Origin of the sequence: Anabaena catenula FACHB-362, assembly GCF_014698735.1 — a bacterium.
Taxonomy (GTDB): Bacteria; Cyanobacteriota; Cyanobacteriia; order Cyanobacteriales; family Nostocaceae; genus Anabaena; species Anabaena variabilis_A.
The window spans coordinates 1-24,173 of record NZ_JACJTQ010000014.1; the positions used below are offsets into that span (position 1 = coordinate 1).

Below are 24,173 nucleotides of genomic sequence, written 5' to 3' on the forward strand. Positions count from 1 at the left end.
TCTGGTGAAAAACTGCGAGGTTCTGCTAAAGTGGCAGCATCAATATATTCTTGAACCAAACAAAAACCATCAGATGTAGCAAAAGAATTCAAATAACTGGGAATACCAGGATGTTCTAATCCTTTGAGTACCTGTATTTCTCGTTCGTGTGCTTCTGAACCGGACCAACTCGAACCCACTTGAGCAAAACAAAACTGCTTAATTACCTCTTCTTGCCCTGTGTTAATATTTGTAGCTAACCAGGTAATCCTACCACCTTCTCGGTTACGTCCTAGTTCTCTAATAACTTGATAGCCTTGTTCTTGAAAATCTGGATAGATGCTCATATTTAGACAATAAGTTACAAGTGTGACTTTTTTATCATCTTCCAAGCATAGCATATATGAGAAATCTCAGGCAACAAAAGCTTTGACTGAAATCTTGTATTATTATCTTATTGCGAACATAAAAGCTTATAATTCTTGTAATTCTGTAGATATGGAATACCAAGCCTACTCTTATTGAGAAATTGTTAGATATAAATTTAACTCTGTCATCTGTCACTATTCGGGTTATTTATCACCACTTGCTTTATGTCAGTAAACTCGTCTACCTCAGTGACTTTTATATAAAATGTTACTTATTATACTTTTTAAACGGAGCCAAAATACTACTTAGTTTGGTTATACCAACTCTGTATAAAGATGCGCTTAATTTAAAGATAGACGTATCCTTTACGGGAGCCGAAGGCATACCACAGAGGACCCAGAGAAGCCAGTGCGTTGCGGAGGTTTCCCCCGTTGTAGCAACTGGCGCGACACAGAGAAAGAAAAGACAAGGTTAGGAAATTCGGCGCAGCCTCATAAAGAAATGGTATTAGTTGTAATAAATTCTTCATGGTTCACATTCCAGGTATTTAAATCAACTTGACTTAAAAAACTTGTGAAAGTGCCATGCTATTTGAACTTATCGTATTTTCAGCTACAGTTATCACAATAGAAAGTGAGCAACAATGGAAATGAAGAACTGATATGCAGCCTTTCCTGTAAATAATGCGGCTGTTTCATGAAACCTCGAATAATTGTTTGTGGCTTAGGACGTACTGGATATAAAATCTTTCGTTTGCTGAGACAACAGGGTGCTTTAGTCGTTGGTATTCATCGCAAACCCATACCTGGCGAAGCTTCGGGAGATGTAATTGTTGGCGATTTATACGCAGCTTCTACCCTGAAAGCAGCAGGAATTGAGCAAGCACATACTTTAGTAATTGCTGGTTCTGATGATGCGCTAAATTTGTCAATCATGATGCAAGCGCGGGTATTGAATTCCCATATTCGGATTATTAACCGCTTTTATAATACAAATTTAGGTGAACGTCTAGATCAAACTATAGTAGACCATTTAAGTATGAGTGTTGTCGGGTTGGCAGCACCAGTATTTACTTTTGCTGCTTTGGGAAATCAAGCAATAGGACAAATAAAGCTATTTGATCAAACTTGGCCAATTCAGGAAGAATATATTGATGAGGATCATGTTTGGATAGGTCAGAAAATAAGTGATTTATGGGAAGATAAGACGCGGATGCTGATTTATTATCTACCTGTAGTTGGGAAGATGAATTTAGTATCGGCGGTATTGTCTGAACAAAGATTGAAAGTAGGCGACCGCTTAATTATTGGCATTCAACCTCGCGTCAATCAATCGCGGAAATCATTAGCAAGAAAACTGCTAAAAATATTTACAAGTATCCGGCAGTTTCAGAAACACGCCCAATCTGTAATAGTCATGGCAATGGTGCTAGTAGTAATTATTTTACTGGCTACATTCACATATGTTTCTACTAAATTAAATATCTCATTTGTTGATGCTTTATATTTTGCTGTGGGCATGATTACAGGTGCAGGTGGTAATGATAAGGTAGTAGAACAAGCACCCAACAGCATTAAATTATTTACAGTTTTTATGATGCTGGCAGGGGCAGCAGTTTTTGGTATTTGGTATGCTATGCTCACCGATTTTGTTTTAGGTACTCGCCTCAAACAATTTTGGGATGCTGCCAGAATTCCCCAACGTAGTCATTATATTGTTTGTGGTTTGAGTGGGATTGGTATTAGAATTATCCAGCAACTTCACGCCAGTGGACACGAAGTAGTGGTAATTGAAACAGATCCTAATAATAGATATGTTAACACTGCTAGGGGAATGAGTATTCCCGTAATTCTTGCTGATGCCAGTTTTCTGACAACGTTACAAATCAGTAATATAGATACTGCTGCCGCCGTTTTGGCTGTTACTAATAACGATGCAACTAATTTAGAAATTGCGCTCAAAGCTAAGTGTTTAAAACCCAAAATTCCTGTAATTGTTAATTACGCTGATCCTGATTTTGCAGGAATGGCACAACAGGTATTTGATTTTGAAGCTGTATTGAGTCCGGCAGAATTAGCCGCCCCTGCTTTTGCTGCTGCTGCCCTTGGGGGTAGGATTATTGGGAATGGGATTATTGCCGATAGTTTGTGGGTAGCTTTTGCCACTTTAATTACACCTTTACACCCTTTTTGTGGTCAATGGGTGAAAGATGTAGCCAGATCTGCTGATTTTGTCCCTTTGTATTTAGAGACAAATCATCAAACTTTAAATGGCTGGGATTTATTAGAAACTAACCTCAGTGCTGGAGATATTTTGTATATGACCATTCCTGCAAATCGGTTATATCAATTATGGCGCGAGGAACAGCAGCCGATTATAGGTTGATGATCAGGGTTGGCTGTCTGGCCTACCCTACAAGAGTTTTAAAATTGCTTAGTTTTGGTTTTCACACTTGCAGTTTGGGCTGTTAGTCACTAGAGCTTTACATCCTAAAGTTTTTAAATGATTTAAAATTTCCATTGTATTTTTCTTTTTACAACGCTTTGCTTCTCTATTTTTTGACATGATATTTTCACATAATTTGCAACCAGTGTTTGTGTCGAGAGAAGCATTAAAATGTAGTTTTTGGGAATGTAAACAAGCTCCTTCTATTACTAATTCAAACTTGATTCCAACTTCTTGTAATTCTTCTTGGGTTATCCAGATAAAATCAAAATTCTGATCTTTTGGAGTTCTATTAGCGCTTATAGCAACTATGGTGGCATAAAAATCTTGATCTGACTTAACTAGGTAAAGACTATTAATACCATCGTCAAATATATCTATAGCAGCTTTTTGAGCGCGTTCCTGTTGACTATTACAATTTTCTGGATGCCAATGTGTGAGCTTATTTATTTTTCTGATGTATGCAGGAGTTTGTACACCAAAATCTTCAAGAGTTGGAAGCATTTTTTAAAGTTCTCAACTCCTACATATCTTCCATCGCTTCTTTGGCATATTCCTTTACATATTCATCATGTTCAGAATCTGACAAAAAATATTCTAATTGACCTTTGATAGATTCAATATCTATCTCATCTTCCATGATGAGCAAAGCATCTATAATAGCAGTTTTTACTGAGCGTCTTTTGCTATCTGGAATCAATTTAACGATTGCATCAAATCTTTTTTGAGCAGGAATATTCGAGCTACAAGCCATGCTCGTAATAAGAATTTCCCACTTTTCTTCTAAAACTAATAAATCCTTATTATCTGGGCTGGGTTTTGATAGATGATTAAGAGTAGAAAGAATTACATTTCCACATTCTGCTAACAGCATAACTGTAGCATCAAAACCTTCACGAATTTTTCTGGAAGTACCCAAATCTAATACTTCCAATACTGTATCAGTAGAGGTGATGTATTTGGCAACGTTTTTAGCAAGTGCTTTTCTTTTAGTTGGATGCTCTTGGAAATAATCTTTGATTAGGATTGAACCAATTAATTCACCACCAGAAGAAGTAATTATGGTTCTATTATCATAATTATTTTGACTTGAAATATTGTAACTTCCTGTAGAAAATACAAGCCTCGCGGTAACTAAATTAATTGCTTTTTTACTAGACTGGAACTTAACTAGATTGCATTTTTTGATTCTGATTTCAGAAAATTTGGAAAATCGCAATTCGTCAATATTATCTTGACCTTTACTTTTCTTAAAAGATTGTAAATTTTCAAGTTCAGAAAAACTAGTACACTTAGTAGTCATAACGCCCCCATAATTTTTGAGCATCTTCTTGTGTTAGTTCCAAAAAAGCTTTTACTATGTAATCATGGGCAGATGTGAACCAGTTTGTTATTGGAATATTAGCATTATCAATTGCCGCAATTAGTTGAAAACCTACAAAATCTTCTGAAGTTACTTCTTCCTCATTATCAACATCGCTTGAAATTTTAGATAATTGCTCCACTTTAACAGATAATGCTCCAATTTGATTAGGCAATGAGAAACTAATCTGGAAATCGAATGAATCTGGAATTTTTATAAAACCATTCCATTCTGTTGTTATAAAATTAAATATTTTGGCATAATCTTTAGCATTTTTCCATCCCCAATTGTTGTCAATTCCATTTACATAAGCCAATTCATATTTTTGAATTTCTATAGACTCTTCTGCAATATTTAACCACCATTCTTCTAAATGATTCCATTGGATAATAAAATTTTGAAATATCTCCTCAAAATGAGGATTTTCATCTTGTTGATCATACCTCCAATTGAATATAAATAGATTATCTTGAAGTTGAATTATTTTTTTTCTATCATTTGATATGAACCATACTCTGCGTAGAGGAGGTGTATTATTTTCATAATCTTCTAATTCAATGGGTATGTTATCTTGTTGCAATGGAAACTCTGCCCGAATTGACTCCCAATAAAGTCCTAAATGAACAGACGAAAAACCAGGAGCAACAAATTCTACAGAAAAAACAATTTCATCTAGAGGGGGCTGTGTAAATCTTACTGAAGCCATTAGTCTTTGTGATGATTATATTAATCATGAGACAATATACAATAATATTAGCATTCATATAGATAGCAAAGTCATACCAAATAGAGGGATTGGATGGGCTAAGGATAATTGGTTGTACAGATATGAATCTGGATATTTGTCCATTATCCTTTGGCTTTCAATTCACCGCGCAACATCCAAACCCAAAGCCACAGCCCCCCACAACGGTGCATCATCCCCCAACAACGCCCGCACAACTTCAAAATTAACTTCTGGCAATGCGGTTTCCTGTGCTACCTTGCGTACTGTTGCCCAAAAACTGTCCCCGGCTTTGGTGACACCACCGCCTAAAACAAAGCGTTGAGGATTCATCAAGTTGGCTACATTACCAATACCTACACCTAAAGCCCAAGCCGCTTTGTACAAAACTTCCTGAGCCAATTCGTCCCCATTAGCAGCAGCTGTACTGATGACTTGCCCGGTGAGTAAGTTTAAATCATTGCCTACTAAGTATTTAAGTATTTCTCCTCTTGTGCTGGCTGAGGAATCCTGGGCTTCTTTGTCCAAAAGTTCCCGCGCATTTTGTACCATGTAAGGACCGGATGCTAAACGTTCTACACATCCCCGTTTTCCGCATAAACAGACTGGCCCTGTGGGATCTACAACCATGTGTCCAATTTCCCCAGCCATACCACCAGCACCCTGCCAAGGTTTACCGTTGAGTATCCAACCGCCACCCACTCCTGTACTGATGGTGATATAAAACAAGCTATCATATCCTCGACCAGCACCAAACCGATGTTCGCCAATAGCAGCTACGTTAGCATCGTTGTCTACACTGGCAGGAGCATTGTAGTCTTCTTCTAGTAAGTCTTTGAGGGGAATATTTTCCCAGCCTGGGACATGATGAGAAAGTCTTACCATTCCTGTGGCTGCGTCTACTGGGCCACCAAAGCTGACACCGATAGCATCGGGTTTATTTTTATCTAGCACGGAATCAATGAGCGATCGCATAATTTCTATATCACTCAACGCATCCGCATTTGCTGGTGAGAGGCGATTTTCATAACGCAACCACTCTCTAGAACCAGCTTTCACTGTCGCTGCTGCTAGTTTAGTTCCGCCAAAATCAAGAGCTAATATTAATGTCATAATCGGTTATTGGTTATTGCTTATTGGTGATAGGAAACTAGTCTGACTCATTACCTTTTTCCCCATTACCAATTACTCAATTATCACGCCAATAGACTGTTGCCGTCGTGCATAATGTGACCCTTTCCCATAAATTTGGGTGCATTCGTGACAGCATATCTATTTATTACATTGAAAACTCTAATGATTATTTTATGAAATGCGGATTAAACTTGGTTAAAGCCAAACAAGATGAGAAATATTTGCAAAAATGAGAAAAATTATCAATTACTTGCTTTTATGATTAAATTCTGTTACCCTTGATACAGATACTCAAAAAACTTGCCAAATAGGATTTTCAGTATCTTCATGGTTGATGCACTTTGAGTACAGCACCAGAGATCAAAATTCTTATCTCTCCTCCTCTCTGTCTTCCGGCAGATTTTGACAATAACCTAGATAGGTTGAGGCTAAAGTAAGTTAAATGATTTAATATTTAGTTGGTAAGTTCAATTGTCTGATTGTTCTTCCCGCCCATAGTTTGATTGCTTATATTTTTTTCGGAGTTAATTGAGAATTATTAGCAACATGAAACTAAAAATTGATCAACTTCAACCTTGTGAAAATATGCCGTTAGGTATACAGATAAAAGCCATTGGTAAGAGAGTCTTAATTAAAGATAAGATTTGTTTCCAAACTTCTCCCCTACAAGAAGGGAGGTTTTTAATCTTCTCTTCCCTACTAGGAAAGGGAATAGGGAATAGGGAATAGGGAATAGGGTTGAAAGTCTTTTAGCATAAGGCTTGAGTCTTAAATTTTGTACCTCCTGCAACCTGAAATATGCTGTATCTTTAATTACGGAATTTTACATAGCTTTCCAATAATTAGATACTAAATTAATTATTTACTACGTAAATGCTGTCTTTATAGAGGCTAAGTTTGGGGAATGGAGGATTTATTAACCGGAAAGACTTTAAAAAACCAGAAACTTATAAAGTGGCCACCTGTTTTTAGCTGGTAAACCTATTAGCCTCAGAACTGGTAGCTAGAAACACAATTTTATTTTTTCATTACCTTTGTCTATAAAATTGATTCTTGAGTAAACCTATATGGATACTTTTTTTTGCTCTGATTATTCTCGACAAATAGGAGAAGAAATTATTGGTAGCGCCAGCAATTATCAAACTTATATTTTGGTTGAATGCCCTCAACCTTGGATTTCAGAAGCATTTAAATCCAAATGGGTTCCAGATAATTTACGTGTTTTAGTTGAAGAAGTACAGCGCAGTAAATTACCGATTCGGTTTCTGTTAATTGCTAATGATGAATCGCATAAAATAGAAACAACAACTTTGCTGATTTATCAAAAACACCAAGGTTTAAGTAATGGCTACAGCAAGCAAGAGTTTAAGTTGCCGAATATTGAGCAAGTTGCAGGAGTTGTGCGGAAATGGTTATCGGGTGACAGTCCTGATTATCAACTAGAAACCAGTATAACTAGAGATATTTTAGTATGTAGTCACGGTAGCCATGATCAGTGTTGCGCGAGATATGGCAATCCTTTTTACTTTTATGCCAAAAATACTATTGCTGATTTAAATTTAGATCATGTCAGGATGTGGAAATCGACTCACTTTGGTGGACATCGTTTTGCTCCCACAGCGATAGATTTTCCAGAAGCCAGATATTATGGTGTACTAGATCAAGATTCCTTCAGAGCAATTTTAACTCGGACTGGTGATATTCAATTTTTGAATAAAGTATATCGTGGTTGGGGAATTTTGCCATCTGCATTACAGATTTTAGAAAGAGAAATAATTCTCCAACAAGGTTGGGATTGGTTCAACCACAAAGTAGCCGGTAAAGTTTTAGAGCAAAGTTTAGATAATAATACAATTTTAGCAGAGCTAACTTTTGAAAACCCCGCTGGTTCTCTCTACACATACCAGGCTAAACTTGTGAAAGATCCAGTTAAAACACAAGCATTAAAAAGTTCTTGTCATGCTACACAAGAATCAGTGGTTGTTAAATATGCTGTAGCTAATCTTTGGCTTGCTGATAGAAAAGTTGCTACTTATGCAAATAATTATTAGTGCAATCAATCAGCAGGAAAGAAGAAAAAAAGTGTGTGGTAGGGGTTTAGCATTACGCTTTACCCCAACTTAGGGAATCAAACGATTCAGAATTTTGAACAGGAGCGCACTCAAAATGAAGTTAAAGTATATTCAGCACCTTTCTTAAAAGCGCTTGATCTTCTAACTTAGGTTTAAGACGACCATTTTCCACATCACGAATCCAGCTTTGGCTTTTACCCGTAAGCTTTGCTAATTCTCTTTGGGAAATATTGATATTCTTTCGAGCTTGCAAAATCTGTTCACCTAATAAATCATCTGTACTTTTAAGAGTTTTTTTACTCCTAACATGACGCTGCTTTTTTTTATCTGCTTCTGAACTGTGCTGTTCCCATTCTGGGGGAAGTTCAAAAGATAAAATTCGTGCATTCATCAACAAATTCCACTTCCCACGAGGTCCACTATCTGTGAGACGATTATCACCACCACCGTCATTAATCCAAAATTCCAAAGCCTCATCTGGATCTTCGGGAATATCAACTAATTTCGCCCACAAAGGTTGAATTTCGGGCGGGTAGGTAATTGGGTCAAATAATGCTTTGACTCCATAATGATTGAGAACTTCCAAATCATTTTCAAATGTTCGCAATAAGCGTTTACGTTCATCTCGTAATCTAGAAGCTAGGTTGACTTTTTCTTCACCATAGGCAACGCGCAGCAAGGTAGGAATGGTGATGCGTTGTTCTCTACCCATTTTGGTTTTAAATAGTAACCATAACATAAGTCTAACTGCGCCTTCATGCTGTTGCCAAAGACTCATAACTGTAGTTAATACGGTTTTGGGGAGACTACCATATTGATAGAATCCACTTCGCTCCTTACAGGCTTGTTTATTTAAGAAATGCTGCGCCCAAATGCCGGCTTTGACTGTAAATGTCAGTCCAATCAAATATTTAGACCCCTGAGCATCTTCTTGAAAATGGTGCTGAATATTTGTTAAATGCCATAAGCGACTATTTGTGATGGAAAATCCGGGAACTCTACCCCGTTCAGGCCAGTCAATGGAAACAATAAGTGAGCAAGCTTGTTGGATTATGTTCTTGATTAAACATAGCTTGGCTATTTTATTCAGGTCTTTGCGTTTCTCTAACCCCAAGTAGTTTTCAATTTGTCGTTCATCAATGGTAAATTCCTGTTCCCACGATTGATCTAAGGCTGTAGCATGGGCAGCAAAAATTAGATGAATACAAGCTGCTCGAATATCTATATTTTCGATTGCTTGTAAATTTTGAGCTAGGTTGCTAACTTGAAATGGGTCTTGGATGTGAAAAGAAATTGCACCCCGACCTTGATTAACTTGTCGGCTATAATGTAAATTACCTTCTGAATCTGTTTCCCAATTTAATGATTTGCGTTGTGCTAGTAAATTGCAAGCTTCCCAGATAACTATTGCCGAAGCAAAAGGGTGATTCTTGCCATTGGAAAACAAATCAGGACTGGTAGGTTCTCGCGCGTCAACTTTGCATCTGCCTTTTTTTGCTTGCCAAGGTATAGGAGCGTTTGTTGGGCAAGCAATTACACATTGTGGTTCGGGATAATAACCCTCACAATTGTTGCAAAGACAAGGATCAATCCAATATTCATTATTTTCGATTTTGATTGCACCCGTAGGACATTGGGGGCGGCAGTTGTCACATCCAACGCAATTTTTGTTAGGAATTGTATAAGGCATTAGACTTCTTCCTACTTTAATTGCTGAGATGTCTGGCTCAAGTCTCCCCTCGATGTCTCCTCTTGATTCATAACTTGCTACCAAAGTATCTCCATGACAAGAAATGTTTTTCTCGCCTCACTTATCAGTTATCAGTTGTATAGTTTAGTGAAACATCACAGCATATCCTTAATAACTGTTCACTGTTGACTATTCACTGATTTAAGATATTGAAACTAAGGCTTCATTACTTCTTCATTAACTATACATTTCATAAAGATTTTGCTAAGTTTGTTCACAATGAGCTTAGGAATATTTCTTAATATTTGTGTTGTTGTTTGACCACAAATCCTTACTCAAAGTGTTTTTGGAGAACATCAAAGTGATGCTGAATTGTTTTTATTTGCAATTAATATAAATTCAGATATTGCTATAGAAGTTACAGCTTTTTTCATAAATTCATTCTTGGGCATAAATTGAGTTAAGACAAAAATATAACTTTTCTTCTAATTGTATTTGTATAGATGTTTGCATAATAGATAACTAATATTTTTATCATGTTGGATTGAAAATTTTAGCTTTGGGGTTGTAAAAGACTGACTGCATAAGCTTTACGGTTTTACATCTGTCAACATAATTTTAAAAAAATTAAAAAAATTGGTATTATTTAGTATCTACTAATACTGTTAAAGTGCATTGTTTATCTAGAGTTTTCATATTCTATTTGCTAAAAAATATCAATATTGAATGTATTGATATAGTAATAATATTTGACTTTTGAAATATAAGTTTGGTGGGCAATGCCCACCCTACGAGAGTTAAAATTTTCAGATATTATTTATGATTCCTAGATGGCTTATTTTATTGAGATATAGAGACTTTGCCTGTAAGGTGTCTAGATTAAAAAGATAGATTTAAGCCTGTATTTTATCAAATAAAAGTTGCTCTAAATAAGCATTTAGTGAGTTTGGCTTTTAGGTAATTTATTAATAATGAGTTGCAGCTAAGATACTTAATTATCTCAAGTGAATTGAGATTATTTGGCAAGTCAGCAAAACATGATAAAAAAATTAATTTTTATTAGCAAATTTAAAAAATATTAGGCTAGTATGAAGATTAAATCACCAACTAATTTGTAAGCAGAATTGCTGAGGATAAATTCATGGCAACATTAACAGGAGTGACTTTTGGCGGTAAGGCTTGGACACCTAAATTTGCTCAAGAAATTGACAAAGATAAATGTATCGGTTGTGGCAGATGTATTAAAGTGTGTGGTCACAATGTTTTAGGGTTGAAGGCGCTAAATGAAGAAGGCGAATTTGTGGAAGATGAAGATGATGAAGAAATCGAACGGAAAGTAATGTCAGTTACTTCTCCAGAAAACTGTATTGGTTGTGAAGCTTGTTCTCGGATTTGTCCCAAGAACTGTTATTCTCATACAACAGTAGACAACTAAGACTTTTAGGAATTAGCTCAAGTTATCATTCTTTCCAGGAGAGATGATTTAATTCCGTACATCAGTCAAACAAGGTAATTAGAGGGGAATACTCAATCCTTATCTGAAGTAGTTAAAAAGTTCACAATAAACAAAAATATAAATTACAAATTGTTATTAATTAACAGAATTTAAAAACTAGATTCCCGGTTTCCATAAGATGTCGGGAATCTGAGCATTTTCAGAAGGTAAGATATGAAAAAATATGGAAGTTTATCCCCTTTCTGATTAGGTGTAAGTTAGAACGTTAGTAAGTGAAAATCAAAAACACTGGCTTAAATCAGTGAACAGATTGATAACTGATAATGGATAGAGATCAGCTAGTATGCAAAAAGTTCCTGTATCGTTATGGACGCTGTTAGCTGGGATGATAATTTCCCCTATCAGCATCTGGATTGGTCAAAATCATCATCTACTACCGGTACAAGCATCGCAACAAGCGCCTTTGGTAGACGGATTTTTCAATATCATGTTTACCATTGCTGTTGCTTTATTTTTAGTAGTAGAAGGAACGATTCTAATTTTCTTGTTTATGTATCGTCGCCGTCCAGGAGACAATGGTGATGGTACATCTGTAGAAGGTAACTTAGCCTTAGAAATTTTTTGGACAGCAGTCCCCACAGTAATTGTGATTGTTTTAGGTATCTACAGTGTGGATATTTATAACAAAATGGGAGGTTTAGAACCAGGAAGTCATCCTCATGGACAGATGGCTCATGTTTCCGGTAGTGCAATGGCTGCTACTATGAATGATGGTTCTGAACCTGTAACTGCTGGGATTGGTATTGGTGCAAGTCCACAAACTCAAGGTAAACCAGCGGATTTGGTAGTTGATGTCAAAGGGATTCAGTTTGCTTGGTTATTTAACTATCCTCAAACTGGTATTGCTGCGGGTGAATTACACGTTCCTGTTGGTGCTGATGTGCAGTTGAATCTATCAGCAGATGATGTAATTCATTCGTTCTGGGTTCCCCAATTTCGTCTCAAACAAGATGCACTTCCTGGTATCCCTACAGAATTACGTTTTGTCGCTACAAAACCAGGTACATATCCGATAGTTTGTGCGGAATTGTGTGGTGGTTATCACGGTTCCATGCGATCGCAAGTTATTGTCCACACCCAAGAAGATTTTGATAGCTGGTTGACAGAAAACCAGATTGCTCAACAGCAAGGACAACCCCAAGTTGTGGCTGTAAATCCAGCTAATTTATCTACACCTGAATTTCTGGCGACCTACATCAATGATATGGGAGTGAGTACAGATACTCTGTCCCAAATTGCAAAATAGCAGCGTTCAGTTGACTACTGAACAAATTCCCAAAATAGCTTATGACACAGTTAGAAGTTCCACAAAATACGCCACACACCTCACACCCTACAGCGTGGAAATGGCGAGATTATTTCACTTTTAATATTGATCACAAGGTAATTGGGATTCAATATTTAGTGACAGCGTTTGGATTTTATCTCATCGGTGGGTTGATGGCGATCGCACTTCGCACCGAGTTAGCCACCGCAGATTCCGATTTTCTTGATCCTAATCTGTACAACGCCTTCATGACCAATCATGGGACAATCATGATCTTCCTATGGATTGTCCCCAGTGCAATTGGGGGATTTGGTAACTATCTAGTCCCGTTGATGGTGGGTGCTAGAGATATGGCGTTTCCCAAATTAAATGCGATCGCATTTTGGTTAAACCCACCAGCCGGTTTACTGTTATTACTAAGTTTCATTTTTGGCGGTTCTCAATCAGGTTGGACAGCTTACCCACCATTAAGCTTAGTTACCGCACCAATCGCGCAAACCATGTGGATTTTAGCGATTGTGTTAGTGGGAACTTCCTCAATTTTGGGTTCACTCAACTTTGTCATCACCATCTTGTTCATGAAAGTCCCCAGCATGAAATGGGATCAAGTTCCCCTATTTTGCTGGGCAATTTTAGCAACTTCCGTCCTCGCACTTGTATCTACACCAGTATTAGCAGCAGGTTTAATTCTGTTGTTGTTTGATATCAACTTTGGTACTTCCTTCTTCAAACCAGATGCTGGTGGTAACATCGTTATTTATCAGCATTTGTTCTGGTTTTATTCCCACCCGGCGGTTTATTTAATGATTCTGCCGATTTTTGGGATTATGTCCGAAGTAATTCCCACCCATGCGCGGAAACCGATATTTGGTTATAAAGCGATCGCATTTTCCACAGTTGCTATTTGCGTCGTCGGTTTATTCGTCTGGGTACACCATATGTTCACCAGTGGCACACCTGGATGGATGCGGATGTTCTTCACCATTTCCACCCTCATAGTTGCAGTTCCCACTGGTGTCAAAATCTTCGGTTGGGTTGCTACTCTGTGGGGTGGAAAAATCCGCTTCACCAGCGCCATGTTATTCGCTATTGGCTTACTTTCCATGTTCGTCATGGGTGGATTAAGCGGCGTAACAATGGGAACAGCACCCTTTGATGTTCACGTCCACGACACCTATTATGTAGTCGCACATTTCCACTACGTTCTCTTTGGTGGTTCCGTCTTTGGTATTTACGCAGGTATATATCACTGGTTCCCCAAAATGACCGGCAGAATGATGAATGAAACCTGGGGAAGAGTTCATTTTGTTCTGACTTTAATTGGTACTAACTTGACATTCCTACCCATGCACAAATTGGGTTTACAAGGAATGCCCCGCCGAGTTGCTATGTATGATCCCCAATTTGTGAGCTTAAACCAGCTTTGCACCATTGGCGCATTCATTTTGGGTATTTCTGTGATTCCCTTCGCTTACAACGCCATTATCAGTTGGAAAAAAGGTGAACTCGCAGGTGATAATCCCTGGGAAAGTTTGACTTTGGAATGGACAACCAGTTCTCCACCAATTATTGAAAACTGGGAAGTTTTACCTGTTGTTACTCATGGCCCTTATGATTACGGTCATATTCATGATGAATCTTCATCGGTGACTGAGGCTGTCAGTTAAAACGCAGACATTGACATAGTTTACTCACCTTGTACTCAAGTTCAAGGCTAATAGCAAAAGTCGGTTAAAACCGACTAACAAATCCGGTTTTCAGTCCGTTTTAACGGACTTGGGCTATTAGACTGGGAATTTATTCCCAGGCAGGTGAGACAGCTAATCGAGAAATGAATAGTAGGTAAATGAAATGACTGCAATTACAACCAGTGAACATCACGAAGCTGGACACGAAGAACATCAAGATTTGCGAGTTTGGGGACTGTTGACTTTTCTGGTTTCTGAATCTTTGATGTTTGGTGGATTTTTTGCCACTTATTTGTTTTTTCGAGGTACTACCGCAGTTTGGCCACCAGAAGGCACTGATGTAGAATTATTTATCCCTACAATTAACACTATCATTCTGGTTTCTAGTAGTTTTGTCATTCACTTTGGTGACATGGCAATTAAAAGAAATAGTGTTGGCTGGATGCGGTTTTGGTATTTTATTACCGCCGTTATGGGCGCAGTTTTCTTGGCTGGTCAGGTTTATGAATACATGAATTTGAGCTATGGTCTGACCACCAATGTTTTCGCCAATTGCTTTTATCTTATGACTGGTTTCCACGGTTTACACGTCTTTATCGGACTGTTGTTAATCTTGGGCGTATTATGGCGTTCTTTACGTCGTGATCATTATTCTGCCACTAAACACACTGGCATTGAAATGGCAGAAATTTACTGGCACTTCGTTGATATTATTTGGATTGTTCTCTTCACTTTGGTTTACATTCTTAACGCATTTTAAATTGGTAATGGGTAATGGGTAATGGGTAATTGGTAATTACAATCCTTTTACCTATTACCTGTTATAACTAAAATGTATATTTCTAATAGCATAGCGAAAGCTATATCAAGATTTACAGGACTATTTTGTTTATTTTAACCTTAATCAAAAATCTGAGATGCTTGTAAATTGAGACTATTAAATTGTGGAGATATAACTAACTCATCACCAGAAAAAATCCCAATTTCATGATAAATTTCATTAATTAATTCTAAAACTAATATACTTTTGGTTTGGGGGTCAATAATCCAATATTCAGGAATACCACAATCTTGATACTGTAGACGCTTGGCGATAAAATCTCTATCTCTTTGTAATTCCCCAGGGCTAACAACTTCAACAACTAACAAAGGTGGTGACATTGAGAGGCGAATCGTGTTACGGTTTACTAATTGTTGAATATGTTCTTCTCGAATAATAGTCAGGTCAGGATAACGGTTTCTTGGTTCTCCTCTTACTTCCAATTCCAAACCATGTCCCCGCACTCTATCAATGCCTATTAACAATGCAAAAATGAGAAAAAGACGATTAGCAATTTGTACATTAATACCTGATTCTGGTGGCATTTCAATCAACTCACCATTAAACAATTCATACAAGTTATCTGTGCCATCATCATAAGATAAATATTCTTCAAAACTTGCAAATCTATGTTTAGTTTGTACCATGACATTTACTCCATGATTACTTATATCTAACTTTAACACGATGTGGATGAAGGATTATTATCCTACTCTCCAAATAAAGCTTCTAAATCTTGGCGACCGTTCACAACTCGAAGAATTTCAACATTATTATCAATAACTTGATAAAAGACGAAACTTTGCCTGTATCTGTTCAACAACCGTTTCTAAAGGAACTCCTTCTCCTCGTTCTAATTCTTCACCAGCTTCATTGACTTTAACTCTAACAACCTCTACCCATTCTTCATATTCTCGCTGTTTTTCCTGCAAAAGCTGTAGAGCTTGATTAATCACTGCTTCAGCATTAGGAAATCTGCCTTGAGCTAACTGATTTTGAATAAACTGTTCTTGTTCTGGTTTTAAGGTAATATTCATCGCCTATTTCCTGTATTTTAAATAGACTGTAACTGATAATTTAATTATAAACTGGTAAAAGATAGCCAGATTTACAGAATTAAATTATTAATGATACATTATTAATGTTAATTGATGCTTAGGAGAAAGGGAAAGAAGTGTAGAGGGTAAAATATCAAAAGTATAAACAGCTATAAATTATTAGAAATGACGACTACACGGAAACCCACGTTGACGTACCAGTAGTCACGGGAGTCGTTGACGCGATTTGCACAACGACAGTCCCTAGCGTTACTGTCCCAAGAACCACCGCGCAGCAATTTTGAGTTACATTGTCTAATCCAAGCACTACCGTTTGTAGGCGCGTTTATATAATTATTATGCCAGTCATCTTCGCACCATTCCCATACATTCCCGTGCATATCGTATAAACCAAACTTGTTAGGGGGAAAAGAACCTACATCATTAGTTTGTTGACGATATTTACCTTTTGCACCGGAATTATAGGGATATTTACCATTGTAATTTGCCAAATCAGTGGTGATGTTGTCACCAAAGTAAAATGGTGTAGTTGTTCCGGCTCTACAGGCGTATTCCCATTCAGCTTCACTAGGTAGACGATATTTTTTACCTGTAGCTTTACTTAGCCTAGCGCAAAACTCCTGTGCATCAAGCCATGAAACACATTCCACTGGTCTATTTTTGCCAGAAAACTGGGAAGGATTGGGATTTAGATCCGATTTAATTTTTGGTAACGCTGCCACCCTTTCCCATTGTGGCTGAGTTACAGTAAACTTGCCCATATAAAATGGTTGAATATTCACCCGATGTTGGGGACTTTCTGAATCATATCTTTCGGGTTCATTTTCTGGTGAACCCATGAGAAAAGTTCCATTAGGAATAGCAATCATTTCTAACAGTACACCATTACCTAAATTTTCCGTAAATGATGTTTGAGCATTACTAGCTTGAGGCTTAATATTAGACTGAATATTTACAGGTTGAGGTGAGTTAGTTGGGGTAGAAATAAACTGTTGAAAAATTTGTTTAAATGGGTTATTAGAACCTGGTTGTGTTTGAGGAGGTTGTGGGTTAGGAATGACAACAGTTTTTTGACTGATGGGATTTTTTAATGCTGCTAAAACCTCTGCTGCTGAATGATAACGTTTTTTAGGAATATCTTGCAACATAGTTTCTAAAACATCACTTAATTCCTGACTTAAAGAAACATACTTTTGCCATTTCCACTCCATAACAGAAGTATCAAATAACTCATCTGAACCATCAGCTTTGGGAAAATATCCCGTCAATAAACGTACACAAGTAACAGCTAAACTATATAAATCACTACTTGGGTAAACCATCCCGCGAAATTGTTCCGTTGGTGCATATCCAGGAGTACCTGTAATCGTACCAAGTTTAGTTAAAATACTGCCACTTGTTTCTTTAGAAACACCAAAATCAATTAGGAATAATTTACCGCTTTTGCTTCTAATAATATTTTCTGGTTTAATATCTCTATGAATGACTTGATTTTCATGAATAAATTGTAAGACTGGCAATAATTCTGTTAGAATAATTCTAATTTGGGATTCATTTAATTGACCTTGAGTTTTTAACTCTTGGAATAAATTTTGACCATCAATAAATTCCTGTACCAAATACAATCTACCATCCTGGGGAAAGAAGGCAAGTAAATCTGGTATTTGGGGATGTTTTCCTAACTCTTGCAGTCTTTTAGCTTCTTGTTGAAATAATTCCGTAGCTTTTGGTAAAGATGCGCTTCCGGCTTGTTGTGGTAAAAATTGTTTAATGACACAGGGAGTATTTAATCTTTTCACATCTACAGCTTGAAAAGTCCTCCCAAAACCACCTTCTCCGATAAATTTAATCGGTAGATAACGGTCATCTAAAATGATTTTATTTCCACAACGTTGACAAAAGCTAGTACCCTGGTGATTTTCGTAAAGACAGTCAGGATTGAGACATTGGCTCATGGTATTTGCTGGGGATATCTAGTGATGATTGTAGCATAAGCAATGTCTGAATCATGATTTTAATTGTCTGAATCAGGATGTCCAGGATTTAAGGATTTACAGGATATCTTCTTTGCGCTTTTGCTCCTTTGCGTCTTTGCGCGAAATAAATCAATTTTGTCTGAATCAGGATATCCAGGATTTCAGGATTTACAGGATGGTATTATTTGTGTGTAAGTTATGACTTTGATTAATTATTTATTATTTTTTAAGATAGATATTGAGATAAGCTAAAATTTACAGAATTACGTCTAGTGTATGTTCTACAATAAATTAGATTGGTAATTGGTAATTGGTAAATTACATCCTGTTAATCCTCAAATCCTGGACATCCTGATTCAGACAATTTATCATGTTTCAAGATTATGCAACCTAACCAAAACAAATTTTCATGGTTTGATGTAGCAGATGATGTGAAGGAATTATTGATATTAGCAGCACAGACTTGGGAAAATACAGAATTCTCAGAAAAATATATGCAACAAGCTTTAGCTAAAACCCAAGGAAATACAGATGTTTTAGTTGCAGCTTATAGATATTTTTACTACAAAAATAATTATCCTCTAGCACTGACAACAGCACAGCAATTAATTGCTAAAATTAAAGAAATTGAAAAATTACCTGATAATTGGGAAGACCTAAAATCCATCTTAGTTCAGCGACACGAAGAACCACAAATCAGATTGTACTTGAATGCTTATGCTGCTTCTGGTTTGGTATTAGCTAAACTAGGAGATTTAGAGCAAGCCAAGGAAATCAGTACCAGAATTAAAGGTATTGATGACAAAAATGATTTTGGTGCTGGCATTCTTCTGGATATTTTAACCCGTCCACCAGAAGAAGATGATTAAAATAATTCGTAATTTGTAATTGTCAAAAACTATTACCTAGTCCCCAATCACCATGAATAATTGGTTTTCTACCCAAATCTATGATCACACACACTCAACATCTACTAACAATAATGTTATCTTACCCATGCTTCCTACATCTCCTGTGACTCCTATAACTAAGATGCCTCAAACCAATCCTCCCATAATTTTCCTACCCAAATATTCCTAATTGATAGGATAGAAATTATGCAAGGTAAGGATTGGTTTGTCGCTGGAGATGGAGAGCATCAAATCTGTAAATCAGCGAGAATATGGGATTTATTGCGTGATAATTATCGCCTATATCGGTTTCTGACAGAGGTAGAAGATGTTCTCAATAATGTTGAGGATGAATCAACTCGTCTCCCTGAAATTAGAATGCTGGTCAGGCGATTAATTATAAATTCCTATTGGGTAAATAGTCAATTTTTAGAACCTGATAGTAAAGCAGGAACATCAGTTTTACTGTTATATGATGAATTAGGATTTCCCTTAACCGTGCAAACAGTCACATTTGCACCGGGGACAATTTCCAATATTCATAATCATGGAACATGGGGAGTAGTAGCAGTCTTAAAAGGCGAGGAAAAAAATACATTTTGGCGGCGCAGTTCTCATCCAGAGTTTCCTGATCAAATTGAAAAAACCGGAGAAATCAATTTATTTCCAGGCGATATTATCAGTTTTGCTCCTGATACAATACATTGCGTGCAAGCTGTGGGAGAAGAACCAACAGTTACATTTAATATATATGGAGAAACCGATCCCAAAAAGAGATTTGAATTTGATATCATTAACCACATTGCTAAAAAATTTTAAATGTAGTGGCAAAAACAGAAATAAATGATTATTGTGATAAATAGATAGCAACTAATAGTAATAGGTAAAAAATCCAGAATATTTACCTATCAATAAAACCCACCATCTTTCTTTTATCTGCGTTTATCTGCGTTTATCTGCGGTTAATTATTTGCTGTCCAGAAATCGAATAAAAACCTTATAGGAGATATAGCAATGGCCAGAGTAATTTTCTATGAAAAACCAGGCTGTAAAGGTGGTACAAAGCAAAAAGTTTTGCTGACAGCCGCAGGTCATGAGGTAGTAACATACAGTCTATTAACAGAACCTTGGACAGCAGAAAGATTGCGTTCATTTTTTGGAAATCGCCCTGTAGTTGAATGGTTCAACAAAGCCGCACCGAGGGTAAAATCTGGAGAGGTTAACCCTGAGAAGATTGACGGTGACACCGCTTTAGTAATGATGCTCAGAGATCCTTTATTAATTCGTCGTCCTTTACTGGAAGTAGGGGATAGACGTGAAGTAGGCTTTGATGTCGAGAAAATCGACGCATGGATAGGCTTAAAAGCTGCTGATAAGTCGTTGAAGGAAATTAGCGAAAGCCTAATGCAGCAAGACCTCCAAGGTTGCTCTCATGGTCATAATCACGAACACCATCACGGTGAAGGTGGTTGTAAACATCACGGAAAAGAACAACACCAGCATTAGATATTTCAATATTCAGTAAATCCTGATTCTGATGATTAAAAATGTCAGAATCAGGATTTTTAGGATTAAAGGATTTACAGGATGAATCAGAATAATCCTCAATCTTGCAAATCTTCAAATTCTGTATATCCTGATTATGTGAGCGTTTCAATTTTAAGGTTAATTTATTAACTCATCAATTCTTGAAACATTGCTGTACTCAGATAGCGTTCACCAAAAGAAGGCTGAATCATCACAATTAATTTACCAGCATTTTCTGGACGCTTACCGACTTGAATAGCCGCACACAAAGCCGCACCAGATGATATTCCTGATAATAAACCTTCTTCTTTTGCTAATCTGCGTCCATAAGACATTGCTTGTTCGTCACTGACGCGAATCACTTCATCAATTAATTCTTGACGCAAAATATCGGGGACAAATCCTGCACCAATTCCTTGAATTTTATGGGAACCGGGTTCACCTCCAGAGAGGACAGGACTGTTGCTAGGTTCAACCGCAATCACTTGAAAACTTGGCTTGCGTTCTTTAAGTATCTCTGCAATACCAGTAATCGTTCCTCCGGTTCCTACACCAGCAATTAATATATCTGCTTCCCCGTCAGTATCTGTCCAAATTTCCTCAGCCGTTGTTTCTCGGTGAACTTTCGGATTTGCTGGGTTGCGGAATTGTTGCAACATAAACGCATTGGGAGTCTGAGCCACTATTTCCTCAGCTTTGCTAATTGCTCCCCGCATTCCTTGGGGACCAGGTGTTAACTCCAACGTTGCACCATAAGCGCGCAGCATGGCACGTCTTTCTTGGCTCATGGTTTCTGGCATGGTTAAAATCAAACTGTAGCCACGGGCAGCTGCTACCATTGCTAAAGCTATGCCGGTGTTACCAGAGGTAGGTTCGACTAAAACGGTTTTTCCTGGGGTAATTAAACCCTCTGCTTCGGCTGAAAGTACCATACTCAACCCAATTCGGTCTTTGACGGAAGCCGCTGGGTTCATGCTTTCTAATTTAACAACTATTCTGGCAACTACTCCTTCTGCTTGGGGAATTTTGTTCAGCTGAACTAAGGGTGTTGTGCCAATAAGTTCTGTTACGTCTTGAGCAATTCGCATTTATTAACTCCTAAAATTCTAAATATTACTTCTAAGTCCTTACTCATAATAATAGGTTTTTACTTATTTAATTTGTAGTTAAGTAACATTTACTGGGAGCAGATATCACGGCTGCTTAAAATAGTGATGATGCCTTGGTGTTGAGTCAAAATATTCATGGCACACAACCCAAAAAAGACTAGGATTTGCTACCAAGATAGTATCAATTTTACTGGGTGAAGATGCAAAACCCAAAATAATCAGCATCTAAATAATGTGCTTGTATGTTGAAAAAATAATCGGTTTTACAAAATTTAATTGTTTTTTTGAGCTATTTAGTTTATTTTAAATTCAGTTCCACTTTGTCATGATATATTGTTATTTGAGTACAAGTTTTTACTGCTAATAATCACCTTCAAATATCCTCAAACATTAGCCTATAATGGGTTGAAGTTGAGTACAAACTTCCCCGAACCCCAGCAGATAAATGCTAGTACCCCCTATCAAAAACACTAGCACCTCTACCCCAAATAAATTTTATAAGTCTGAGTAGATAAGTCTTTTAGGCTTTGAGTACTATTGTAATGAGTTTAATAATCTTAATCCCGGTGGGGTAAACTGTGTTCTGGAGAGGTGACTGCTATAAACATGAATAGGATTTACGCAGAGATTCCCCTCTACCCCCCGAAATTCCTAGACGAAAGTCTGGAGAACTAGGGGGGACTTCTTACCCCTAAGTCGGTTCTAATCTCTCTTCAAAAGCAGTTAAATCCTGTCAGTATTAGTGAATACAAAAGGGAGTATATTTGGGATTTTTAATTTTGAATTGCTTAGTAATACTTTATGAGTAGATTGCACATCTAGTTGTAACTCATAAACCTGCCAATTTTAGATGCAAAAAATTAGAAGATTTGAGATTTGAGATTTGAGATTTTAAATTATTGGGTGTCATCTACTAGGTGTATATTGAGAATCTAAAATTTGATGGCTGTTTGAGAATTGACAATAATAAGGTGCAGTAATAAACCATAAAATACATTTTCTTACTGGGTTAATGCTACCTAGCAAGGGAGAGCGAAGATGAAATTAAAAATTTTAAATATTTTGACAGTTTGCTTAGTTACTTTAGCTGTGCTTTCTCCAGGGCTATTAGTATTTAATTTAATTTGGGGACGACATATAGAGTTAGTTAAGACACAGAATTTATCCTGTCAAGTCACCAATATTAATAAAGGTTCTGATTCTTTATCTCTCCAACCAGAGAGCATAAATACTCCTCAATCTCCAGCTAACAGAAAATTATCTAAATATAATTTTTTTGGACAACTGCAAATTCTAGTAGAACAATACAGAATCGCTACAATTTTGCAATGGTTGGTCTTGGGTACACCTATTTGTATTGGCTTCGGTATTCTTGTTTATGACAGGTATCTTGTATATCGCACTGCTGTTTTTAAAGCACAAGTCGAAATGCTAGAAAGGCTTTGGCAACAAAGTATCGAGCAATAAGTTTCAGTTTTCTTATTCACCCTAAACTAATTAACCATGACAGACGAACGCCAAACACAATATTTTAATTTGATTGATGAATTGCTCCAATGTCCTAATGGTCAAGAACCAGAAATTTTAGAATCTCAGCCCGAATTGGTTGATTCTGGTTTAGTACATTCAATGTTACAAGTAGCTACTATGTTTGCTCATGAAGGCAATCAAGATGGCGCTCAGTTTTTATTTTTTATAGCGAAGGAGTTAGCTAAACAATTGGGTTTATATCCTGAAGTTTCTAATGAGGTTGCACATCAGGAGTAATAATGCTATTGACTTCAACTGATGCTGGAAAAATAGCTCTAGAATTCCTTTTGGCAGACTGGAATATTTCTGAAGATTACAGAGATTGGTTTACTATCTTTAACTCGCGGTTAATGGGTGAGTTTTGGTACATTGTAGAATTGGGTGTTGAGGGTTTTCCTGATAAGTGGTTTATTCAAGTTTACGATACAGGAGCCTGTGACCCAAATTATACATTTAATTCTCCTATCTCTGGTTCTGAGGGATATGTGGATCTAAAGAATGTACCAGATATTATAGCTGATGTTTTAGTGGCTGAACGCAATTCCCGTTAATTCAGAAGTGCTGTACTAATCAACCGGAGATGGGGAGCGGTTTTATATCATGTCCGGTTGAATACTTATCATTTAGACTGACGCGGAGACAGAGAGACGCTCTGACGCGGAGAATTTTTTTGATAAGTGATTAGGTGGACATGATATTACTGTCTTTTGCCCAACAATAAACAGCTGATAAAAGACTCTTCTTCCGTGTCTCTTACTCAATTGTGCCAGTTAATAAATTTTGAATTCATTATATATGGTCATTATTTAGAGGTGATACTTAATTAGAGTACACCTCTTTTTTTTTTAAGATGTATTTAACGAATTACGAATTACGAATTACGAATTACGAATTACGAATTACGAATTACGAATTACGAATTACGAATTACGAATTACGAATTACGAATTACGAATTATTTTAATAATATATTTAACTTTTATTGGCATTTTGTCAGGTTTGGATGACAAATTTAT

Annotated in this window: 21 protein-coding genes and 1 pseudogene; 12 read left to right on the plus strand and 10 right to left on the minus strand. The window is 36.9% G+C overall.

The genetic code is table 11. The annotated features are described in order from the left end of the window. Positions 1–326: pseudogene (locus tag H6G68_RS11020) on the minus strand (serine/threonine protein kinase); the annotation flags it as partial. Positions 327–1,044: 718 nt separating this feature from the next. Between H6G68_RS11020 and H6G68_RS11025 the strand changes: the two are divergent. After that, on the plus strand, positions 1,045–2,733 hold the full coding sequence (locus H6G68_RS11025; protein ID WP_190906699.1) for a potassium channel family protein: 1,689 nt from the start codon (positions 1,045–1,047) through the stop codon (positions 2,731–2,733). Between the two features lie 48 nt (positions 2,734–2,781). Here the strand turns inward: H6G68_RS11025 and H6G68_RS11030 are convergent, their stop codons facing one another. From H6G68_RS11030 to H6G68_RS11045, 4 genes are all read right to left on the minus strand, one after another. Further along, positions 2,782–3,297: a hypothetical protein gene (locus H6G68_RS11030; RefSeq protein WP_190906700.1), complete on the minus strand. Its 516-nt coding sequence runs from the start codon at positions 3,295–3,297 to the stop codon at positions 2,782–2,784. 19 nt (positions 3,298–3,316) lie between these two features. Then, complete coding sequence (locus H6G68_RS11035) at positions 3,317–4,120, minus strand: hypothetical protein (RefSeq protein WP_190906701.1); 804 nt, start codon at positions 4,118–4,120, stop codon at positions 3,317–3,319. After that, positions 4,086–4,862 (minus strand): TIGR04255 family protein, encoded by a 777-nt coding sequence (locus H6G68_RS11040; RefSeq protein ID WP_190906702.1) that lies wholly within the window; start codon positions 4,860–4,862, stop codon positions 4,086–4,088. Before H6G68_RS11040 ends, H6G68_RS11035 begins: the two co-directional genes overlap by 35 nt. Before the next feature lie 162 nt (positions 4,863–5,024). Beyond that, positions 5,025–5,993, minus strand: a complete 969-nt coding sequence (locus H6G68_RS11045; RefSeq protein ID WP_190906703.1) for an ROK family protein — start codon at positions 5,991–5,993, stop codon at positions 5,025–5,027. A gap of 1,088 nt (positions 5,994–7,081) precedes the next feature. Between H6G68_RS11045 and H6G68_RS11050 the strand changes: the two genes are divergently transcribed. Continuing rightward, a complete protein-coding gene (locus H6G68_RS11050; RefSeq protein ID WP_190906704.1) occupies positions 7,082–8,065 on the plus strand; it encodes a sucrase ferredoxin in 984 nt (327 codons plus the stop codon). 121 nt (positions 8,066–8,186) lie between these two features. On the opposite strand, the gene H6G68_RS11055 is transcribed toward H6G68_RS11050, so the two are convergent. Further along, on the minus strand, positions 8,187–9,776 hold the full coding sequence (locus H6G68_RS11055; protein ID WP_190906705.1) for a helix-turn-helix domain-containing protein: 1,590 nt from the start codon (positions 9,774–9,776) through the stop codon (positions 8,187–8,189). Positions 9,777–10,917: 1,141 nt separating this feature from the next. On the opposite strand from H6G68_RS11055, the gene fdxB reads away from it, so the two are divergent. The 4 genes from fdxB to H6G68_RS11075 all read left to right on the plus strand — a co-directional run bounded on the left by fdxB (position 10,918) and on the right by H6G68_RS11075 (position 15,007). Further along, positions 10,918–11,211 carry a ferredoxin III, nif-specific gene (gene fdxB / locus H6G68_RS11060; protein ID WP_190716893.1) on the plus strand — a complete coding sequence of 98 codons (294 nt, stop codon included), beginning with the start codon at positions 10,918–10,920 and terminating at the stop codon, positions 11,209–11,211. Between the two features lie 364 nt (positions 11,212–11,575). After that, positions 11,576–12,538 carry a cytochrome c oxidase subunit II gene (locus tag H6G68_RS11065; protein ID WP_190906706.1) on the plus strand — a complete coding sequence of 321 codons (963 nt, stop codon included), beginning with the start codon at positions 11,576–11,578 and terminating at the stop codon, positions 12,536–12,538. A gap of 41 nt (positions 12,539–12,579) precedes the next feature. Next, the gene (gene ctaD, locus H6G68_RS11070) at positions 12,580–14,226 is read left to right on the plus strand and encodes a cytochrome c oxidase subunit I (protein ID WP_190906707.1); all 1,647 of its coding nucleotides are present in this window, start codon (positions 12,580–12,582) and stop codon (positions 14,224–14,226) included. 184 nt (positions 14,227–14,410) lie between these two features. Further along, positions 14,411–15,007, plus strand: coding sequence for a cytochrome c oxidase subunit 3 (locus H6G68_RS11075; RefSeq protein WP_190906708.1), 597 nt, complete (start codon positions 14,411–14,413; stop codon positions 15,005–15,007). Positions 15,008–15,147: 140 nt separating this feature from the next. Here the strand turns inward: H6G68_RS11075 and H6G68_RS11080 are convergent, their stop codons facing one another. From H6G68_RS11080 to H6G68_RS11090, 3 genes are all read right to left on the minus strand, one after another. Then, positions 15,148–15,714, minus strand: a complete 567-nt coding sequence (locus H6G68_RS11080; RefSeq protein WP_190906709.1) for a Uma2 family endonuclease — start codon at positions 15,712–15,714, stop codon at positions 15,148–15,150. A 129-nt stretch (positions 15,715–15,843) separates the two neighbouring features. Further along, positions 15,844–16,104 carry a ribbon-helix-helix domain-containing protein gene (locus H6G68_RS11085; protein WP_190906710.1) on the minus strand — a complete coding sequence of 87 codons (261 nt, stop codon included), beginning with the start codon at positions 16,102–16,104 and terminating at the stop codon, positions 15,844–15,846. Positions 16,105–16,274: 170 nt separating this feature from the next. Continuing rightward, a complete protein-coding gene (locus tag H6G68_RS11090) occupies positions 16,275–18,080 on the minus strand; it encodes a bifunctional serine/threonine-protein kinase/formylglycine-generating enzyme family protein (protein WP_190906711.1) in 1,806 nt (601 codons plus the stop codon). A 404-nt stretch (positions 18,081–18,484) separates the two neighbouring features. On the opposite strand from H6G68_RS11090, the gene H6G68_RS11095 reads away from it, so the two are divergent. The 3 genes from H6G68_RS11095 to H6G68_RS11105 all read left to right on the plus strand — a co-directional run bounded on the left by H6G68_RS11095 (position 18,485) and on the right by H6G68_RS11105 (position 20,497). Next, positions 18,485–18,970, plus strand: a complete 486-nt coding sequence (locus H6G68_RS11095; protein ID WP_190906712.1) for a hypothetical protein — start codon at positions 18,485–18,487, stop codon at positions 18,968–18,970. Between the two features lie 228 nt (positions 18,971–19,198). Beyond that, positions 19,199–19,810 carry a cysteine dioxygenase family protein gene (locus tag H6G68_RS11100; protein WP_190906713.1) on the plus strand — a complete coding sequence of 204 codons (612 nt, stop codon included), beginning with the start codon at positions 19,199–19,201 and terminating at the stop codon, positions 19,808–19,810. Between the two features lie 195 nt (positions 19,811–20,005). Next, entirely contained in the window at positions 20,006–20,497 is a 492-nt protein-coding gene (locus H6G68_RS11105) for an ArsC/Spx/MgsR family protein (protein WP_190906714.1), read from the plus strand. Between the two features lie 167 nt (positions 20,498–20,664). On the opposite strand, the gene cysK is transcribed toward H6G68_RS11105, so the two are convergent. Beyond that, the gene (gene cysK / locus H6G68_RS11110) at positions 20,665–21,606 is read right to left on the minus strand and encodes a cysteine synthase A (RefSeq protein WP_190906715.1); all 942 of its coding nucleotides are present in this window, start codon (positions 21,604–21,606) and stop codon (positions 20,665–20,667) included. A 1,059-nt stretch (positions 21,607–22,665) separates the two neighbouring features. On the opposite strand from cysK, the gene H6G68_RS11115 reads away from it, so the two are divergent. Genes H6G68_RS11115 through H6G68_RS11125 form a run of 3 tightly spaced genes read left to right on the plus strand, consistent with a single transcriptional unit; the run spans position 22,666 to position 23,708 of the window. Next, entirely contained in the window at positions 22,666–23,094 is a 429-nt protein-coding gene (locus tag H6G68_RS11115; RefSeq protein WP_190906716.1) for a hypothetical protein, read from the plus strand. Positions 23,095–23,130: 36 nt separating this feature from the next. Then, positions 23,131–23,394 (plus strand): hypothetical protein, encoded by a 264-nt coding sequence (locus tag H6G68_RS11120; protein ID WP_071188923.1) that lies wholly within the window; start codon positions 23,131–23,133, stop codon positions 23,392–23,394. Between the two features lie 2 nt (positions 23,395–23,396). Further along, entirely contained in the window at positions 23,397–23,708 is a 312-nt protein-coding gene (locus H6G68_RS11125) for a hypothetical protein (protein ID WP_016949635.1), read from the plus strand. The last annotated feature ends 465 nt before the right edge of the window (positions 23,709–24,173 follow it).

What these genes read in the sequence shown, in the direction of transcription:
- H6G68_RS11025 (WP_190906699.1), top strand. Translation starts at nt 1,045, where the DNA reads ATGAAACCTCGAATAATTGTTTGTGGCTTAGGACGTACTGGATATAAA.
- H6G68_RS11030 (WP_190906700.1), bottom strand. Translation starts at nt 3,297, where the DNA reads ATGCTTCCAACTCTTGAAGATTTTGGTGTACAAACTCCTGCATACATC.
- H6G68_RS11035 (WP_190906701.1), bottom strand. Translation starts at nt 4,120, where the DNA reads ATGCTCAAAAATTATGGGGGCGTTATGACTACTAAGTGTACTAGTTTT.
- H6G68_RS11040 (WP_190906702.1), bottom strand. Translation starts at nt 4,862, where the DNA reads ATGGCTTCAGTAAGATTTACACAGCCCCCTCTAGATGAAATTGTTTTT.
- H6G68_RS11045 (WP_190906703.1), bottom strand. Translation starts at nt 5,993, where the DNA reads ATGACATTAATATTAGCTCTTGATTTTGGCGGAACTAAACTAGCAGCA.
- H6G68_RS11050 (WP_190906704.1), top strand. Translation starts at nt 7,082, where the DNA reads ATGGATACTTTTTTTTGCTCTGATTATTCTCGACAAATAGGAGAAGAA.
- H6G68_RS11055 (WP_190906705.1), bottom strand. Translation starts at nt 9,776, where the DNA reads ATGCCTTATACAATTCCTAACAAAAATTGCGTTGGATGTGACAACTGC.
- fdxB (WP_190716893.1), top strand. Translation starts at nt 10,918, where the DNA reads ATGGCAACATTAACAGGAGTGACTTTTGGCGGTAAGGCTTGGACACCT.
- H6G68_RS11065 (WP_190906706.1), top strand. Translation starts at nt 11,576, where the DNA reads ATGCAAAAAGTTCCTGTATCGTTATGGACGCTGTTAGCTGGGATGATA.
- ctaD (WP_190906707.1), top strand. Translation starts at nt 12,580, where the DNA reads ATGACACAGTTAGAAGTTCCACAAAATACGCCACACACCTCACACCCT.
- H6G68_RS11075 (WP_190906708.1), top strand. Translation starts at nt 14,411, where the DNA reads ATGACTGCAATTACAACCAGTGAACATCACGAAGCTGGACACGAAGAA.
- H6G68_RS11080 (WP_190906709.1), bottom strand. Translation starts at nt 15,714, where the DNA reads ATGGTACAAACTAAACATAGATTTGCAAGTTTTGAAGAATATTTATCT.
- H6G68_RS11085 (WP_190906710.1), bottom strand. Translation starts at nt 16,104, where the DNA reads ATGAATATTACCTTAAAACCAGAACAAGAACAGTTTATTCAAAATCAG.
- H6G68_RS11090 (WP_190906711.1), bottom strand. Translation starts at nt 18,080, where the DNA reads ATGAGCCAATGTCTCAATCCTGACTGTCTTTACGAAAATCACCAGGGT.
- H6G68_RS11095 (WP_190906712.1), top strand. Translation starts at nt 18,485, where the DNA reads ATGCAACCTAACCAAAACAAATTTTCATGGTTTGATGTAGCAGATGAT.
- H6G68_RS11100 (WP_190906713.1), top strand. Translation starts at nt 19,199, where the DNA reads ATGCAAGGTAAGGATTGGTTTGTCGCTGGAGATGGAGAGCATCAAATC.
- H6G68_RS11105 (WP_190906714.1), top strand. Translation starts at nt 20,006, where the DNA reads ATGGCCAGAGTAATTTTCTATGAAAAACCAGGCTGTAAAGGTGGTACA.
- cysK (WP_190906715.1), bottom strand. Translation starts at nt 21,606, where the DNA reads ATGCGAATTGCTCAAGACGTAACAGAACTTATTGGCACAACACCCTTA.
- H6G68_RS11115 (WP_190906716.1), top strand. Translation starts at nt 22,666, where the DNA reads ATGAAATTAAAAATTTTAAATATTTTGACAGTTTGCTTAGTTACTTTA.
- H6G68_RS11120 (WP_071188923.1), top strand. Translation starts at nt 23,131, where the DNA reads ATGACAGACGAACGCCAAACACAATATTTTAATTTGATTGATGAATTG.
- H6G68_RS11125 (WP_016949635.1), top strand. Translation starts at nt 23,397, where the DNA reads ATGCTATTGACTTCAACTGATGCTGGAAAAATAGCTCTAGAATTCCTT.